We start from the raw sequence: 13,852 nt of genomic DNA, 5'->3' as shown, positions 1-13,852 counted from the left end.
CGCAATGGCACAGCTGAGCGAAACCCACGCAAACCCCGACCTGTCCTGGACGAGCTACACGCGAGAGGCGCTTTCCCACTGGGGCTTGGAGAATGCCGCGGTGAGGCAGCTCTCCCTTTCCGAAAACGCAACGTACCTAGTCGAATACTCGGCAGACTCGAATGAAGAAGCAGACCCCCAGCGGTTCGTGCTGAGGCTTCATCGGCCGGGTTACCGCGAAAAGAAGTTGATTGAAAGCGAGCTCGCCTGGATAGACGCACTCGGCGACGAGGGAGCGGTTCGCGTCGCGAGGGCATATCCGACCTTCCAGGGCGACAAGCTCTGCTCGTTCACCAACCCCGACGGCGCCGAGCAATATGCCGTGCTCTTCGAGTTTCTCGATGGGAAGGAACCTTCCGAAAACGGCCTCGCTTCCTCGATGGAAAGGATCGGCCGCGTGGCAGCTTCCCTTCACGCGAGTTCCCTCTCGTGGCGCCGCCCCGAATGGTTCGAGCGAATCGTATGGGACGAGGACCGCATCGTGGGCTCAAAATCCGACTTCGGAGACTGGCGGGACACCCCCGAGGTAACGCCGGAGCTCAAGGGAATACTCGAAGCCGCCGAGGCCAAGATGCTTCGCGAGATGGCGGAGTACGGGAAAACGGCCGACAACTTCGGGCTCGTCCATACCGACCTCCGCTCATCCAACCTTCTCATAGGGGAAGACGGCGCGGTCAAAGTCATCGATTTCGACGACTGCGGAGAGGGGTGGTTCCTCTTCGACATGGCGTGCTCGTTCTCCTTCGAAGAGTCGTCTCCCGATATCGAGGCTATGGTTCTCGCCTATCTGCGCGGCTACCGGTCGGCGGGAGGGGTCGTTTCCGACAGCGAGCTTGCCTACCTTCCGGCGATGCTCATCGCGCGGCGGCTCATGCTGGTCGCTTGGGTCGAAAAGCGCAAGGAGACCATTTGGGCGGGGCTGATTCGAGACCGCTACGTCGCCGAATCGAGGGAAATCGCGCTTGCTTACCTGCATGACGAGTACCTCCCGCGCGTCCTCGAAATGGCTCGCAGCGCGAGCTCCCTTTCCAACGTGGCTTAAAGGAGGTGCCTGATGCCGGGCTGGGCGACGAGGAAAACCGCTGAGGAAATCCGCCGTTTGGTGCGGCTCGGCAAAGCGCGCGAAGGAGGCCAGCTCCCCTCCGAGCGGGATTTGGCGAGCGCTTTGCAGGTTTCCCGGGCGACCGTGCGCGCCGCGCTTCGAATCCTTCGAGACGAAGGCGAAATCGAGACGCGCAGCGGGCGCGGCAGCGGGACCTTCGTGAGCAAGTCGAACCCCTACTGGTGCCTCTATTCGCGAGCAGAGGACGCAGCCGCGCGGCCCGCAGTCCCGCATCCGATGGGCATCCCCCAAGGAGTGGATGAATCCATCGCGCTCGGGGGGTGCGAGACCGAGAGCACAGTGCTTGAAGCGAGGCGCGTCAGGGCGGACGGTGACATCGCCCGATGCCTTGAGCTTCCCGAAGGCTCGGACGTTCTGCAGCTCCGCCGCTTGCGGAAAGCGGACGGCGAAGGCATCGTCCTCGAGTGCGCATACCTCCCCTGCGAGAAATTCCAGGGGATTTTGGAGAAGGACCTTGCCCAGTCGCTGTACGGGCTGATGAAAGGCGAGTTCGGCGTGAAGATCACGCGGATCTCGGAGGTGCTCGAGGTGGTGCTCGCCTCGGGGGCCGACGCTGAAGCTCTTGGGGTCATCGACGGCGCACCCCTCATGAAGTCCGCGTCGACGGCGTTCGACGAAAGCGGCAAGCCGATTGAGCACTCCCGCGACCTGTATCGCGCGGACCGAATCAAATTCATCGTCGAGAACGATTTCGAATAGAAGCCTGTCATCACATTACGAAAGGAGCGTTGGCATCATGGAAACCCAATCTTCCCCTCAAATCAAAAGGACGCTGGGCGTCTTTTCCATCGTCTTGATGGTTGTCGCGGCGACCGCGCCGTTGACCGTAGTCGCCGGCACGCAGCCGCTGGTCATGACCTACACGGAGAACAACAGCATCCCCGTCTACTACCTTGCGACGGGAGCGATTCTCCTGCTTTTCTCGGTCGGCTTCACCAAGATGAGCGGGCATGTGCCGAATGCGGGCGCCTTCTACTCCTACATCCAGGCGGGGCTCGGGAAAACGATGGGGCTCGGCGCGGCGACGATGGCGCTGCTCTCCTACGTGCTGATCTGCATCGCGGTGCTGGCCTACCTCGGTTATGCAACGGCCAACACGATAGCACTGTTCGCCCCGGCGATTGAGGTGCCGTGGTGGGTGTGCGCGATTGCATGGTGGGCAGCAATCGCCTTTCTCGGCTATCGCAACATCGACCTCAGCTCGAAAGTTCTCGGCGTGTTTCTGGTCCTCGAGGTGCTGTCGGTCACCATTCTGGACGTCGCCATCATCGGAACGGGTGGAAGCGAAGGGCTCAGCCTCGCTCCTTTCTCCCCGAGCAATTTCCTCAGCGGCGTTCCTGGGCTGGGGCTGATGTGGGCGTTCTTTGGCTTTATCGGGTTCGAGGCGACCGCCGTCTTCCGCAACGAGGCGAAAAATCCCGAGAAGACGATTCCCCGCGCAACCTACATCGCGGTTGCCTTCATCGCACTGTTCTACGGGTTCAGCGGATGGTGCCTGGTCATGGGCGCCGGGGCAGACAACGCGCTCGCCTTCGCCCAGGAAACGCAGGATGCCTACGCGCTTGAGCTGGCCGCGCTCTACGTGGGCCAATGGCTCTACGACGTCTTCCAGTGCCTGCTTGTGACGAGTCTGTTCGCCTGCGCTCTTGCGCTTCACAACGTTGCAAGCCGCTACACCTTCACGCTCTCGAGGGTGAAGGTCCTCCCCGCTCGCCTGGGTGAGGTCCACAAGACGCACTTCGCCCCGTCCAACGCCTCGATGTCCATCAGCATCGTGTCGTTCGCCCTGCTCGCCATCGTGACGATCGTCGGCCTTGACCCGCTGACGGTATACGCATGGTTTGCAAACACGGCAACGCTCGGCCTGCTCATCTTGCAGATGCTCACCTCCGTGTCGGTGGTCGTGTTCTTCCGCCGCGTTGTGCACGGAGCCAGCATTTGGCGCACGCTGGTCGCACCGGTTGCCGCCGCAGCCTGCCTCGCTTTCGTCGCCTCCGTCGTGCTCTCCAACTTCGCCGACCTGACGGGGGACATGATGTCGGCGCTGGTGATGGGGTCGCTCATCCCCCTGTCCTACCTTGCTGGAATGGCGATTGCCGGGCGCATGAAGAAGAACCGCCCGTCCGATTTCAGCAATCTCGCCATTCTAGTTTCCGGGCAGTCCGCCGCATAACGGGAACTCGATAGCAGGTTCGAGGAGCTGGTACGTAAGTGGTCTGAACTTGAAACACTTGGGAAACATCGCGTAGACGTGTGGTAATCTTTTTGCCAACGAAGGGGTCGACTCCAAAACAAGTTGGTAATCAGATGATAGGAGACGCGATGTTTGCCAGCCTTCTCTCTCGCAGCACGCGAGCATATTATCAGGAAACACTTCGAGAAGATCAGAAGCGCGAGGATCGGCCTTGCAAGAAAGCGCATTCGACGAGCTTTCCTTACAAGACGAATTTGCTGATGGGACGTGCCAAGCGCGCAGCTTCGAACTAATTAGCTTGCGAAGATACCGTTTTAACTATAGCCGTCGAGCCCTGTTCGGCGGCTATTATTATGGGCGCTGTCCCTGAATGATCATGCGGAGAAGCGACCGAAGGAATCTCGAAGCTCTCTGTCTGGACGGGATCTTTATCAGATTGACAGCTTTGTCCTTTCTTCTATTCTGCCGTGTCACCAAATAGTGCACTCGCGAAGGCCGATTGCCTACTGGACTGCTGTCGCAAGCAATTTGGCTCAATTCCATTCGTTTCGATTAGCTCGCGTTAGCTTTTTCAGCTTGCGTTAGCAGAGTTAGCGATTGTTAGCTTGTTGGGCAGGGAAAGCGGAGGATGAGAAAGATCGACGCGCCGCCCCCAAGAAACCGCAAGCCCCTAGTCAACGAAGAGCGCGTTGAGCTTCCGCTCAATTCGGCGCTTGCGCGCGGCTTCTTCCTCCTCATCAAGGGCGAACCCGCGCTCGCAGGAGCGCAGGCACGAACCCTCGTGCGCACCTGAAGGCAGGCCCGAAAGAGGGACTTCCATCTTCTCGCCCGAATCGCTTACAAGGACGGCGATGCCTTCCTCAATGCGGTCGATGACGTAAATCATGTCGTCCATTCCCCTTCCCTACGCCGCGCGGCGTATCGTCTCACCATCGCAGCTGAGCGTCACCGTGCCGTCGAGGTCCGTGCGCAGCAGGTGGGCGACCCCCGAGAGCGCGGAAAGAACTTCTTCGGACGGGTGACCGTACGAATTGCCCGCCCCTACCGAAATCACCGCCCAATCAGGGGAAAGCACCTCTGCGAGCTGCGACGTCGTCGACGTTCTCGACCCGTGGTGGCCGACCTTCAGCACATCGACATGGTGGCTGCACGCCTTCCCGATAACGCCAGACGAGGCGTCGCCCGTGAAGAGGAAGGACCTCGCTCCCACGTCGAGTTCGAGGATGACCGACCAGTCATTGAGGTCGGAATACGACGTTTCGGAAGGCGAGAGGATCATCGCCGAGAAGCCCTCGTCGGAGCAGATGATCTTCCCTTCTTCCGCTGCGTGGACGGGAATGCCCTTTTCGGCGATCACGTCGAGCAGCCCTTCGAAGGTGGCAGTGTTCGACGTCGCGCGCGGCATCCAAATCTCGCCGACGTCGAAGCTTCTCAGCACGCGCGCCATCCCGCCGATATGGTCTTCGTGGGGGTGCGTGGCGACAATGTAGTCGATGCGCGAGTAGCCGAGCCCGGCGATGTAGTTTGCGACCTTCTCCCCGCTCTCGGTCGTGCCCGCGTCTATGAGCATCGTTTTGCCGTTCGGCAGCTCGATGAACTCGCTGTCGCCCTGCCCGACGTCGATGAAGTGGACGCGGGCTTCCCCATGGCTCGCGCCTTGGTTGCCGATGATCTTGTGCGCGATGGAGAGCATCTTGCACCCTTGGCAGCGGGTGGCGGTCCCCTGGGGATCGATGATTGAGGCACCGCCGAGAATACCCTGGTCAACTGACCAGGCGACTGCGCTGCGCGCCCAATCGCTTACGGAGGCCGCATCCGGCTTCGCTGCGAGCGCCACGCCCGTGCTCGAGGTGTCGATATGGGATATGGCGCTCGCGAACCGCGCGACCATCACGGCGAGCTGTTCGCGCGTGACGGGATCGTTCGGGCCGAAAAGGTTCGTCCCCTCGTAACCTTTGACGACCTCACTCGCGCGCGCCCAGCGGACGGCGTCTTTGTACCACGAGTCTTCCGAGTAGTCGGCGTCGTCGAAATCAGCCGCCTCGCATGCGGGCTCGCCGGCCATCCGCCAGAGAACGGTCACGGCCATCGCGCGGGTGATTGAATCATCGGGACCGAACCTGTTCGAGCCGTCGCTGTACCCCTTCATGAGACCATGGTCGAGCGCGTAGTCGAACACGCCGCTTTCGACATACCAAGAATCGGCGGGGACGTCGACGAACCCGCGGTACTGGGGCTGCGGGTCGGGCGTGGGCGTAGGCGTGGGATCAGGGCTGGGATTGGGGGCAGGATCGGGCGTGGGCGACTCATGCACGCACTTGGAACAGGGCTGCTTGCCGGAGTCGACGGCCTGCTGCAAGGTCATCGCGATGGGATTCTTCATCCCCGAACAGGTCGAACTGTAATGGTACTTGCTGCCAGATCGAGAGCACCAGACGGTCCTGCTCATGTCGGCCTGAAGCTCGATGCCACCCTGCTGGAGAGTTTCTTGCGAGGCGCCCTCTGTCGTAGCGAAGGCAGTCTGCGTGTTGGGCGCCGCTTGCGAGGCAGGCGCCGCGAAGGCAGGCTGCACGCCCGGCACCGCCTGCGCGGAGAGGCCGAGCGCCATCCCAAGGAGGACGGCGATTATCGCAACAACGAAGCGCGGACAGCGCCTCTTTCCAACAGATTCCCCAGAGCTCATGTCATCCCTTTCCCCTTGCAGTCTTACCCTAATTTTACTATTGAAATAAACGCAGGGGTCGGCGTAAAGTTGATAATCTGGCTGAACGAATTTTGACAAGATCCTTCTATTTCACAGCAACACCCGAGCTTCATGGCGTACGATTTTCGACATGAGGGAAGGAGAGCCATGGCTAAGGAGAAGAGAAGCTTCTCGCCTCAATTCAAGCCCAGCTTGGTCATCGAGGCCTTGCGCGAGCAAGACACAGTGGCGACGCTCATGGCGAAGCGCGACGTCTCACCGAGCCTGATGCCCAAATGAAGGAAGGGGTTCCTCGAGAACGCCACCCGCACGTTCGGGGAGCAGGCGCTAGAGCGCGCCGAGAGGCGGAAGGAGGAAGAAGTCGCCCGCGAGAGGGGCGAGATGCTGCGCAAGATCGGCCAGCTCACCCTCGAGCGCGACTATCTTCAAGGGTTTTGCGATAGGGAATGGGATGCACATTGCGAGGAGAACGCGAGGCTGGTGTCCGCCATGGAGGGATTCGCCGAGCGGAAGGGCTGCATGTGGGCGGTGCAGCACACGTTCCTGGACGACACGCACAAAAGCCGTTCCCCGCGATTCGAGCTCGTCGACGGCGGCGGGCTCTCGGCGCTGGTCGAGGGGTGCGACGCCAAGAACGGGATGGACGTCGGGTTCAGCGCCAAGCGTATCGCTAATGCGCGCTCCATGATGATGGTCGCATATGGACAAGGCTACCGCTCCCCGGAGCACGGAGACGGCATCGTCGAAGAGCTGATCGAGCGCCACCTGGTCAGAAGGGCAATCTCCGTGCTGTACCAGGAGAAAATAGACGAGGGGATGTCCACCCGTGGAGGACACCTCGCCCACGCCTTCTTCGCCGTCCACCAGCATGAGCCGCTTGCCCAATGCATCCACGACTGCCGCGCAATCGCGAAAGGGGGCAGGAAGTCGCCGGGGCTGGAGAGATGAATGCGGGTCGGAGGCATGCGCCGTCGGCCCGCGCGCTCGTATAAGATTGCGCCCTTTGCCGGATGGGCTCCCAAGCTGAGCCCCAGCAACAGCGCCTACGCCCAGCGCACACCGTTGGCCTCTAGGAAGTCTCGCGCCGTTTCCGCCCTCGATTCATCGCGGAAGGCGAGCCAATCCTCCCCGATCCCGAGCTTGGTAACCTCGCCCTTGAAGCGCTTGAAGGCTCCCCTGCCCTCGACCGCCCGCTTTAGGCGATCGCCCGCGGCGCCTTCCTGCATGAGGGCGAAGCTGCGCATGACTCCGTAGTCGTCGAGCTCTTCCGGCCTCGGGAGCATGAGGGAGTTGCAGCTTTCGAATTCCCTAAGCGAGCGCTCGTATTCTTCCTGCCCGACGAAGTCCTCGAGGAAGAGCGTCCTCACCTCGGCGGCGTCGAGGTCGATGTAGGCGGCGAGGGTGTCCGACTGGTACTCGAGGGCATCGACGACGTCCCGGAGTCTGACGCGGTGCGCCGGGCAGATTCCCGCATCGGGGGCGGCGCTGCTGCTGTAGGCCGCCTTCGGGAAGTAGAGCAGCTCGTCCATGTGCGCGTTGGCGGTGTCGGCGGAGAAGGGCCTGGGAGCCTGCCACTCGACCCATTTCTCCATCTCCCCGTGCCTGGGGTTTCGCGCATCGTGCAGGATGTCCATGATGCGGTAGTATCCACCCACGCCCCCCGCGTCCTCGATCATGCTATCGCCCTGAGATGCCGTCACGCGCGGGGCGCGAGCGTCGTCGAGCGGGTCGACGTCGATTACGTCGATGATGTGCTCCCACCAATCGCCGAAATCGTAGATGTACCGGAACCTGCCGCCTTTGGCGATGTACGGGTCGATGAGCCTCTCGCGGGCGTCGGCATCGTTCCCCTCGTCGATGAGCGGGTCGCCGAACAGCCTCGTGATCGGGCTTTCCACGTCGGGCAATTCGAACTTGTAGAGATGGTAGTCCTGCCATTGGAAGCATTCCTGGATGACGAGGTGGAGTTGATGGAAGGTGATATGGTCGGGAACCGCGATCTTGCGCCAGACGGGCGGTTCGGTTTCGTCGATGGTCACCTTCAGATGGTACGTGGTCATACGTGCCTCTTTTCCTCGACGGCGCGCAATCTGTGGACGGGCATCCAGCCGCGCCCCACGCCGCATCGGCCCATTCGGGTCGGATCTAGGGCGAACGATACCACGAGGGACATCTTATTGCCTAGCCGTCTTGCCCGACTATTTCCTTCGGAATTGGTTTCCGCCGTTCGGACGGGTGAGCGCGTGTCGCCGAGGGCGACTGTGAGCGAATTATCTTTTCTTTCGCGGGTGATTGCCCATTCGATACGATCCTGCGCAAATCGTCGGAATCGTCAGACATAGGCTCGTACAAGGAACTCAGATGGACAACCGCCCGTGAAAGCAGATCTCGATGCAACGTGCAGCCCTGTTTGGCTTAGGGCAAAAGTGATTGTTTGGGGAAACAATCTTGCGTTGAGGCAATGGCCTCAGTAAGATGTCTGCATATTCCGAATATGCGAAACGTTCGGAAGATATGAAAGATTTGTTAGGCTCCTATCAATCCGTTCTGGAAGAATATTGCCCTATCGCCGCTTCTGCAAATATGCGGCGATAGGGGGCTACGGACATTTTCCGTACTTGTTAGTTGCGAGAATTGTTGCAACTTTTTGTCCGTACCCCCCGTTTGCAGGTCAGACTACAATTAGCCGTAGCTATATTCAGTTGCTCAGCAATTACTGGAGTGCACGGATCTTGCTAATCGACACACCTTCGAGTCTCTTGCTGGTTCGGCCACCAGTACGGCTGCTTACGGTTTGTTCCGCCTGAACCTCAACTCTATCACCAACACGTACGGAAAGAAGATCTGCAGGGGAAATGGACCCCAGAGCTAAGGTGATTTCGCCTCCTTCGTCTGTTCGAATTCTCAGCTTATCCTTCGCTGACTCAGTAATAGTTACTATCGTTCCCACCACGTTCACAGCTTCATTCTCGATATGCGCATTTTCAATTATCGCAACCGCATGTTTTGCGGATAAGTGATTGATGGCAGAAACGACCCTATCTTTTCCAGGCTCAGACCATTTGAAGTCAACATCTACCGCAGTAGAGTCTATGGTCTTGCAAAGATCCTTCATCTTATTTGCGGCACGAGGACCTAGTTCAGTCAAATGATCAACAAAAGCAGTCTTATCAGGACCTTCCTCGGAAAGCTCTTGAAGAAGAGCCGAAAACTCAGAAAAGGCCTGATCCGCCAAAGGTGAAATGCCCAATTTCTCTTCAGGATCAAATAAGGACGGACCGTTCGGACAGAGATCATCTTGCCTACTCATACTCGGGGCAACTTGAAGAATGATTGACCCTGGCATCGGAGAGGCAGTCAGCGACATCTCTGTTCTACCGGATATCCTCAGGGGAATTTGACCACTTATTGAGGTGAATCCGCCAATCGAGGCTCCAAGTGCATCAATACTATCCTGAATTGAGGTCATAATCTTGCCAACAGTCTTCAATGGCGCAGCGCAGCCTGAAACAGAAGGTCCCGTAATATGGAAGATACCTACAGACTCAGAGCGAGCCGCACGACCAGAAGAAGCCTCGACGAAAGCATTTATGCTGTCAAGAGAAGCCTGAGCGGGGTCTTCCGGCACCACATAATTGGCACTAGCATCATAACCCAACGATTCTAGGTAATCAGTCAAATTAATCGTCATAACCGTCAATCACCACCTGCAAATATCCCGCAGCCGGATAAAGCCAGCGCTCATTTCCGTTTTCAAAGCGAGTCTTTGACCAAAACTGATCCCAATACCCGCGATTGCTCATATAGTCAGAACGATCGTTGACATATTGCGTCGGAGGAACAGTCACAAGATACGCATCGACTTTTGGCTTCATTCCGTCTGGAAGAACCTGTTTTTGCAGCAATAGAGAGATAACGAAACGACCTTGTTGGGTGTTCACAGCATTCTTATAGGCTTCTTCGGTTACAAAATAAACAACATCAATATCGTGAGGAACTTCCTCTGACGTAATAAAACTTCCACCAATCCATACGCCAGCAACTTTTCCGAATGCGGATCGAGCAAGGGCGGCGTGCTTACAAAACTCCTCCCAAATCGCCAGGCGATTCGCATCCGTTTCTGGAGCAAAACGAGACTTAACTTCGTCCATGCTCGCAAGATACCTACCATAGGGAAGAACGTTGCGACTAGCACCGATATCAACAAAACTCGGTATCATGGCCACCCCTAACACCAATAATCTCACCATCAGACGAGACTACAAGTATATTAAATTAGCTAGTATGACAGAAAACCGATTCCCTAAGCGGACAACAAATCCTTGTCAATCGACCGAGCAGCTATTCCGATTGCAACTATAAAAATAGAGTCGGTCGCTCCAGAATCATGCTGCTCACGATAGCAACGCTCACACAGAGAGTCTGACCCATCCGATAGCTTTTCGATTTCCTAAACCGCATTTTCCCAAGAGAGTAGGCTGGGCAACGAAAACGCCTTTTCACAAGAATAGTGATCCACCGCATAGAAGGCAATTACTTGGCTTCGACTCTCTTTCCGCCCAACGCCTTGCCGATGCATACGTTTTCCTCATTTCGATAGTAACATCCTCAGGGGCTATTCCGTGATCCAACAAGTTACCCATTTCGAACATAAATTATTGTCTTCCTATCGCATTGAAGCCCATCGCTTCGTCAAACGCCCAAGTAAAGATAAGTCTTACCTATATTCACTTGCCTTCTACCAGTTTATTTCGGCGGGCCAGCCTCGACTGAGTATTTCGCGCTATAAGTAGCACCCGTTTCGCAGCTTGCGTATCGCCTTCCAATACCGACGTTTTGCCGCTTGCGTATCGCCAGTTTCGCCCTTTTGTCTTGACGACGCAGACCACGCTCAAGAATCGGAATCGTCCGCTCGGCGGCCAGCTTCCCATTCTTCGGGGGTCATCATCCTCGTCCTAACGCTTCCCGAGAGGCGCTTGCACCGCGCGTCGAAGCGCTTGGCCTTTTTCCGCTGTCGTTTGTTCCAAGCCGCACTCGTCTCGTATGCGCCCATGCTGGTGCCGGATAATCCTTTTCTTGCCATAACGGCGCTCCTTACACGCACGTGCATCTAGGATGCATTAACACCTCTATCCGACCTTTCGCAAATACTACAATTGCAGCATCCCCTGATAGAAGGTGGACGGGAACATGAACGTGCGATCGCGCTTCTTAGGGTCGTTGTCGAACCGCACCGTGATGCTGCTCTCGTCAATCGCCATGACTTCGCCGTAGCCGAAGCTCTTGTGGAAGACCTGCGTGCCCTCCTCGATGCCAGTGAGGGCATCTTCAGTGATGACGGGCTCCTCTTCCTTTGCTTCAACGGGCTCGGTCTTCGAGGGGTAGCCCGACAACCACCAGCCGGCCTTGAAGCCCGTTGCCTTGCCGCCGTCCATCTTGTAGGTGAACGAGGCGCCGTGCTCGTCGAGGTCGGACATGAGGGCATCGAGCTCGCCGCCGCCGATGGCCCACAGGCTCCCACCCTTGGGGCGACGGTCGATGACCTGGACGTTCTGCGACTCGAGCACGCCGACGACCCTGTCTTTCTTGGCGGGAGCCTCCGCCTGGGGCTTCGCCGTGCCAGGCGCCGGCTTTGCCGCGAGCGATGGCGGCTTCGTCGCGCGAGGCGTCGCCGCAACGGGGACGCCTGTCCCTGCCTTCATGGCGTTGCCGATTGCCGAGCCGTCGGGCGCCACCATGGACTCCTGCTGCTTTGCATAGAGGTAGTCGTAGTTGGACAGCAACGTATCGTAGAGACCCACCTTCTCCCCCTCGTGCCTGTCGACGCCTGTGTAGACGAGGCTAGCGTCCTCGTAGCGGCGGAACTTGTAGACCGCATCGTTCATGAGGGCGGAGTTGAACACGCCGAGCGAGACGAGCAGGTTGAAGTCGGCGACGTCGAGGCCGGTAACCTTCTTGAACAGGCCCGGCTCCAGCTGGGTGATGACGTCGTAGAGCGTCTCCTCGCGGTAGTCGGTGAGGTACATGAAGATCGGGATGCGCGTGGCGAACTTGATCAGCTTCTCCTGAATCTCCTTGCGCTTGGACTTGAACTCCTTCTCCTCCTCGGTGAGTTGCTTCTTCTCCTTGGGAGTGAGATCGTCGCCCTTCTCCTTCTTGACCTTCTTGACCGCCTCGGACTTGTTGATGATGGTCTTGATGTCGTCGTTGAGGCTGCGGAAGCCCTCGATGCTCATGAGCGCGTTGATGGCCTCGTCGTTGGCGAGCAGACGGCGCAGCGTGTCGCTGTCGACGTTGACGAGCAGCGCGGACTCCCAGCGCTTGGCGAGCAGCGTGGCGGACGTCCCCGCCATCGCGATGTCGAGGATCTCGGATGCGTCGATCTCCTTCATACGGCTGCCGTCGTAGGCGAGCACGGGCAGGAACTTGATGAAGTCGCCGACCTTCTGCTCGGGTCCCTTTTTCTCGGTGGAGAGCTGCGTGGAGTAGTCGGACACCATGGTGAGAGCACGGTCGAGGGCAAAGTCGAACACGTAGCACTCGTTCTTGACGATTTACATGTTCCCGTCGTCGTCCTTGACCGTCCATGGCGACTGCACGCGAAACGCCGTCTGGAAGTAGGTCTCGGCGCTCTTTACGTTGGAGAGCATGAACACGCCCGTCCAGGGCTTCACCGTGACGCCCGTGGTGAGCTTGCCGCAGCTGAGCGTGATGGACTTGGACTCGAGCGGGTCGCGCATCGACTTCTGCACGGGCGGCAAGGCGGCAAGGCCGATGCCGGCGCCCGAGCCGGCGCAGACGTTGACGTTGTAATCGTGGAAGAAAGTGTTCTGACGCTCGGCGAGCAGGTTTCTCATGGCAAAGCAGGCGGCGACATTTGGCAGGAACCACAGCGTGTGGCCGAGCACGGAAAGCAGGCGCACGTCGGAAAATGGCATGGCCGGCTTCTCCCCGAGCTTGAGCTCGTCGACCGTAGTAGGCATGTGCTGCCCGCGCATGAGGTCGAGCCACATCTGCACGTAGTCCTTGAACTTGAACTGAGCGTCCTCGCCCTCGCCCTCGGTTGAGAAGAAGATGTTGAGGTCGAACTGGTTGGTGTCGGAGTTGAGGGCGATGCGCTTGATGTCCTCGGGCATCTGGGTAGGTGAGCATGACCATGCGCGGCAGAGACGCGTAGGGGTTGGGCCCCTGGGACGGCCTCCAGGAGGCCTTGGCCGCTTGCTCGTCCGAGTAGGTCCAGTTGAATATCTGCTCCTCGATGAACTCGCCCGAGTTGAGGGCGCGGAACGGCGCGCCCGAGAGGAACAGGAAGTACTTGGTGACGATCGGCAGCCAGGTCTCGTCCTGCTCGTTGCCGGTGACCTTGACGTTCTCGTGGATGGCCTTCTCGTCGTCCTCGTCGATCGAGGCGAAGAGCTTGCGGGCGGAGTCGCGCCACGCGCCGAAGTGGTACTCGTCGAAGATGACGAGGTCCCAGTCTGTGAGGCGGACCCACTCGTGGCGGGCCTTGATGTTGCCGTTCGAGTCGAGGCCGAGGTAGTCCTGGAACGAGCCGAAGCAGACGATGGGGCGAGCCGGGTCGCACGTTGACCTCACGCTCGTTGGTGAAGACCTCGCCGTGGTCTGCAACTCGCTCGCGGGACTTGATCTGCTTGACCTGGCAGAACGCGTGGAACACGCATCTCTGGACCCTCGTCCTCGGCCATTCGGCCGCGACCGCCGAGGCGAAGCCGCTGCCGCCGTCGGTGACCACCATGTCGGGCGGGGCGATGCGCGAGAGCAGCGAGCGCCA

14 protein-coding genes and 1 pseudogene are annotated in these 13,852 nt (G+C 58.9%); 6 read left to right on the top strand and 9 right to left on the bottom strand.

Annotation, left to right across the window (positions count from 1 at the left end; genetic code table 11):
• Window positions 1–4 precede the first annotated feature (4 nt).
• The 3 genes from ACMRQN_RS01540 to ACMRQN_RS01530 are packed head-to-tail and all read left to right on the top strand — an operon-like array spanning window position 5 to window position 3,335.
• The gene (locus tag ACMRQN_RS01540) at window positions 5–1,081 is read left to right on the top strand and encodes a phosphotransferase enzyme family protein (protein WP_418733526.1); all 1,077 of its coding nucleotides are present in this window, start codon (window positions 5–7) and stop codon (window positions 1,079–1,081) included.
• Window positions 1,082–1,093: 12 nt separating this feature from the next.
• Window positions 1,094–1,861, top strand: a complete 768-nt coding sequence (locus tag ACMRQN_RS01535; protein ID WP_418733525.1) for a GntR family transcriptional regulator — start codon at window positions 1,094–1,096, stop codon at window positions 1,859–1,861.
• A gap of 37 nt (window positions 1,862–1,898) precedes the next feature.
• Window positions 1,899–3,335 (top strand): APC family permease, encoded by a 1,437-nt coding sequence (locus ACMRQN_RS01530; protein WP_418733524.1) that lies wholly within the window; start codon window positions 1,899–1,901, stop codon window positions 3,333–3,335.
• Between the two features lie 691 nt (window positions 3,336–4,026).
• Here the strand turns inward: ACMRQN_RS01530 and ACMRQN_RS01525 are convergent.
• Together ACMRQN_RS01525 and ACMRQN_RS01520 are read right to left on the bottom strand one after the other, a co-directional pair.
• Window positions 4,027–4,251 carry a DUF3006 domain-containing protein gene (locus ACMRQN_RS01525; RefSeq protein WP_418733523.1) on the bottom strand — a complete coding sequence of 75 codons (225 nt, stop codon included), beginning with the start codon at window positions 4,249–4,251 and terminating at the stop codon, window positions 4,027–4,029.
• A gap of 9 nt (window positions 4,252–4,260) precedes the next feature.
• On the bottom strand, window positions 4,261–6,039 hold the full coding sequence (locus ACMRQN_RS01520; RefSeq protein ID WP_418733522.1) for an S-layer homology domain-containing protein: 1,779 nt from the start codon (window positions 6,037–6,039) through the stop codon (window positions 4,261–4,263).
• Between the two features lie 168 nt (window positions 6,040–6,207).
• On the opposite strand from ACMRQN_RS01520, the gene ACMRQN_RS01515 reads away from it, so the two are divergent.
• Together ACMRQN_RS01515 and ACMRQN_RS01510 are read left to right on the top strand one after the other, a co-directional pair.
• Window positions 6,208–6,339 carry a hypothetical protein gene (locus tag ACMRQN_RS01515; protein ID WP_417058244.1) on the top strand — a complete coding sequence of 44 codons (132 nt, stop codon included), beginning with the start codon at window positions 6,208–6,210 and terminating at the stop codon, window positions 6,337–6,339.
• 102 nt (window positions 6,340–6,441) lie between these two features.
• On the top strand, window positions 6,442–7,008 hold the full coding sequence (locus ACMRQN_RS01510) for a hypothetical protein (RefSeq protein WP_418733521.1): 567 nt from the start codon (window positions 6,442–6,444) through the stop codon (window positions 7,006–7,008).
• Window positions 7,009–7,103: 95 nt separating this feature from the next.
• On the opposite strand, the gene ACMRQN_RS01505 is transcribed toward ACMRQN_RS01510, so the two are convergent.
• The 6 genes from ACMRQN_RS01505 to ACMRQN_RS01480 form a co-directional block, all read right to left on the bottom strand.
• Entirely contained in the window at window positions 7,104–8,120 is a 1,017-nt protein-coding gene (locus ACMRQN_RS01505) for an IS1096 element passenger TnpR family protein (protein ID WP_418733520.1), read from the bottom strand.
• 653 nt (window positions 8,121–8,773) lie between these two features.
• Complete coding sequence (locus ACMRQN_RS01500; RefSeq protein WP_418733519.1) at window positions 8,774–9,751, bottom strand: hypothetical protein; 978 nt, start codon at window positions 9,749–9,751, stop codon at window positions 8,774–8,776.
• A complete protein-coding gene (locus ACMRQN_RS01495) occupies window positions 9,741–10,280 on the bottom strand; it encodes a DUF6932 family protein (protein WP_418733518.1) in 540 nt (179 codons plus the stop codon). The genes ACMRQN_RS01500 and ACMRQN_RS01495 overlap by 11 nt, the downstream gene beginning before the upstream one ends.
• A gap of 671 nt (window positions 10,281–10,951) precedes the next feature.
• Window positions 10,952–11,143, bottom strand: coding sequence for a hypothetical protein (locus ACMRQN_RS01490; RefSeq protein WP_418733517.1), 192 nt, complete (start codon window positions 11,141–11,143; stop codon window positions 10,952–10,954).
• Window positions 11,144–11,210: 67 nt separating this feature from the next.
• Complete coding sequence (locus ACMRQN_RS01485) at window positions 11,211–12,593, bottom strand: hypothetical protein (RefSeq protein WP_418733516.1); 1,383 nt, start codon at window positions 12,591–12,593, stop codon at window positions 11,211–11,213.
• 21 nt (window positions 12,594–12,614) lie between these two features.
• On the bottom strand, window positions 12,615–13,196 hold the full coding sequence (locus tag ACMRQN_RS01480) for a hypothetical protein (protein ID WP_418733515.1): 582 nt from the start codon (window positions 13,194–13,196) through the stop codon (window positions 12,615–12,617).
• 82 nt (window positions 13,197–13,278) lie between these two features.
• Here ACMRQN_RS01480 and ACMRQN_RS01475 point away from each other — a divergent pair, with 82 nt between their 5' ends.
• Window positions 13,279–13,650: a hypothetical protein gene (locus ACMRQN_RS01475; RefSeq protein WP_418733514.1), complete on the top strand. Its 372-nt coding sequence runs from the start codon at window positions 13,279–13,281 to the stop codon at window positions 13,648–13,650.
• Window positions 13,651–13,708: 58 nt separating this feature from the next.
• Here ACMRQN_RS01475 and ACMRQN_RS01470 read toward each other — a convergent pair.
• A pseudogene (locus ACMRQN_RS01470) lies at window positions 13,709–13,852 on the bottom strand (IS256 family transposase); the annotation flags it as partial.

It is taken from the genome of Ellagibacter sp., assembly GCF_048412355.1.
Taxonomy (GTDB): Bacteria; Actinomycetota; Coriobacteriia; order Coriobacteriales; family Eggerthellaceae; genus Ellagibacter.
This window is presented reverse-complemented; position numbering and strand designations above follow the sequence as displayed.

Coding starts and splice junctions, on each gene's coding strand:
- ACMRQN_RS01540 (WP_418733526.1), top strand. CDS start 5: ATGGCACAGCTGAGCGAAACCCACGCAAACCCCGACCTGTCCTGGACG.
- ACMRQN_RS01535 (WP_418733525.1), top strand. CDS start 1,094: ATGCCGGGCTGGGCGACGAGGAAAACCGCTGAGGAAATCCGCCGTTTG.
- ACMRQN_RS01530 (WP_418733524.1), top strand. CDS start 1,899: ATGGAAACCCAATCTTCCCCTCAAATCAAAAGGACGCTGGGCGTCTTT.
- ACMRQN_RS01525 (WP_418733523.1), bottom strand. CDS start 4,251: ATGGACGACATGATTTACGTCATCGACCGCATTGAGGAAGGCATCGCC.
- ACMRQN_RS01520 (WP_418733522.1), bottom strand. CDS start 6,039: ATGAGCTCTGGGGAATCTGTTGGAAAGAGGCGCTGTCCGCGCTTCGTT.
- ACMRQN_RS01515 (WP_417058244.1), top strand. CDS start 6,208: ATGGCTAAGGAGAAGAGAAGCTTCTCGCCTCAATTCAAGCCCAGCTTG.
- ACMRQN_RS01510 (WP_418733521.1), top strand. CDS start 6,442: ATGCTGCGCAAGATCGGCCAGCTCACCCTCGAGCGCGACTATCTTCAA.
- ACMRQN_RS01505 (WP_418733520.1), bottom strand. CDS start 8,120: ATGACCACGTACCATCTGAAGGTGACCATCGACGAAACCGAACCGCCC.
- ACMRQN_RS01500 (WP_418733519.1), bottom strand. CDS start 9,751: ATGACGATTAATTTGACTGATTACCTAGAATCGTTGGGTTATGATGCT.
- ACMRQN_RS01495 (WP_418733518.1), bottom strand. CDS start 10,280: ATGATACCGAGTTTTGTTGATATCGGTGCTAGTCGCAACGTTCTTCCC.
- ACMRQN_RS01490 (WP_418733517.1), bottom strand. CDS start 11,143: ATGGCAAGAAAAGGATTATCCGGCACCAGCATGGGCGCATACGAGACG.
- ACMRQN_RS01480 (WP_418733515.1), bottom strand. CDS start 13,196: ATGCCCGAGGACATCAAGCGCATCGCCCTCAACTCCGACACCAACCAG.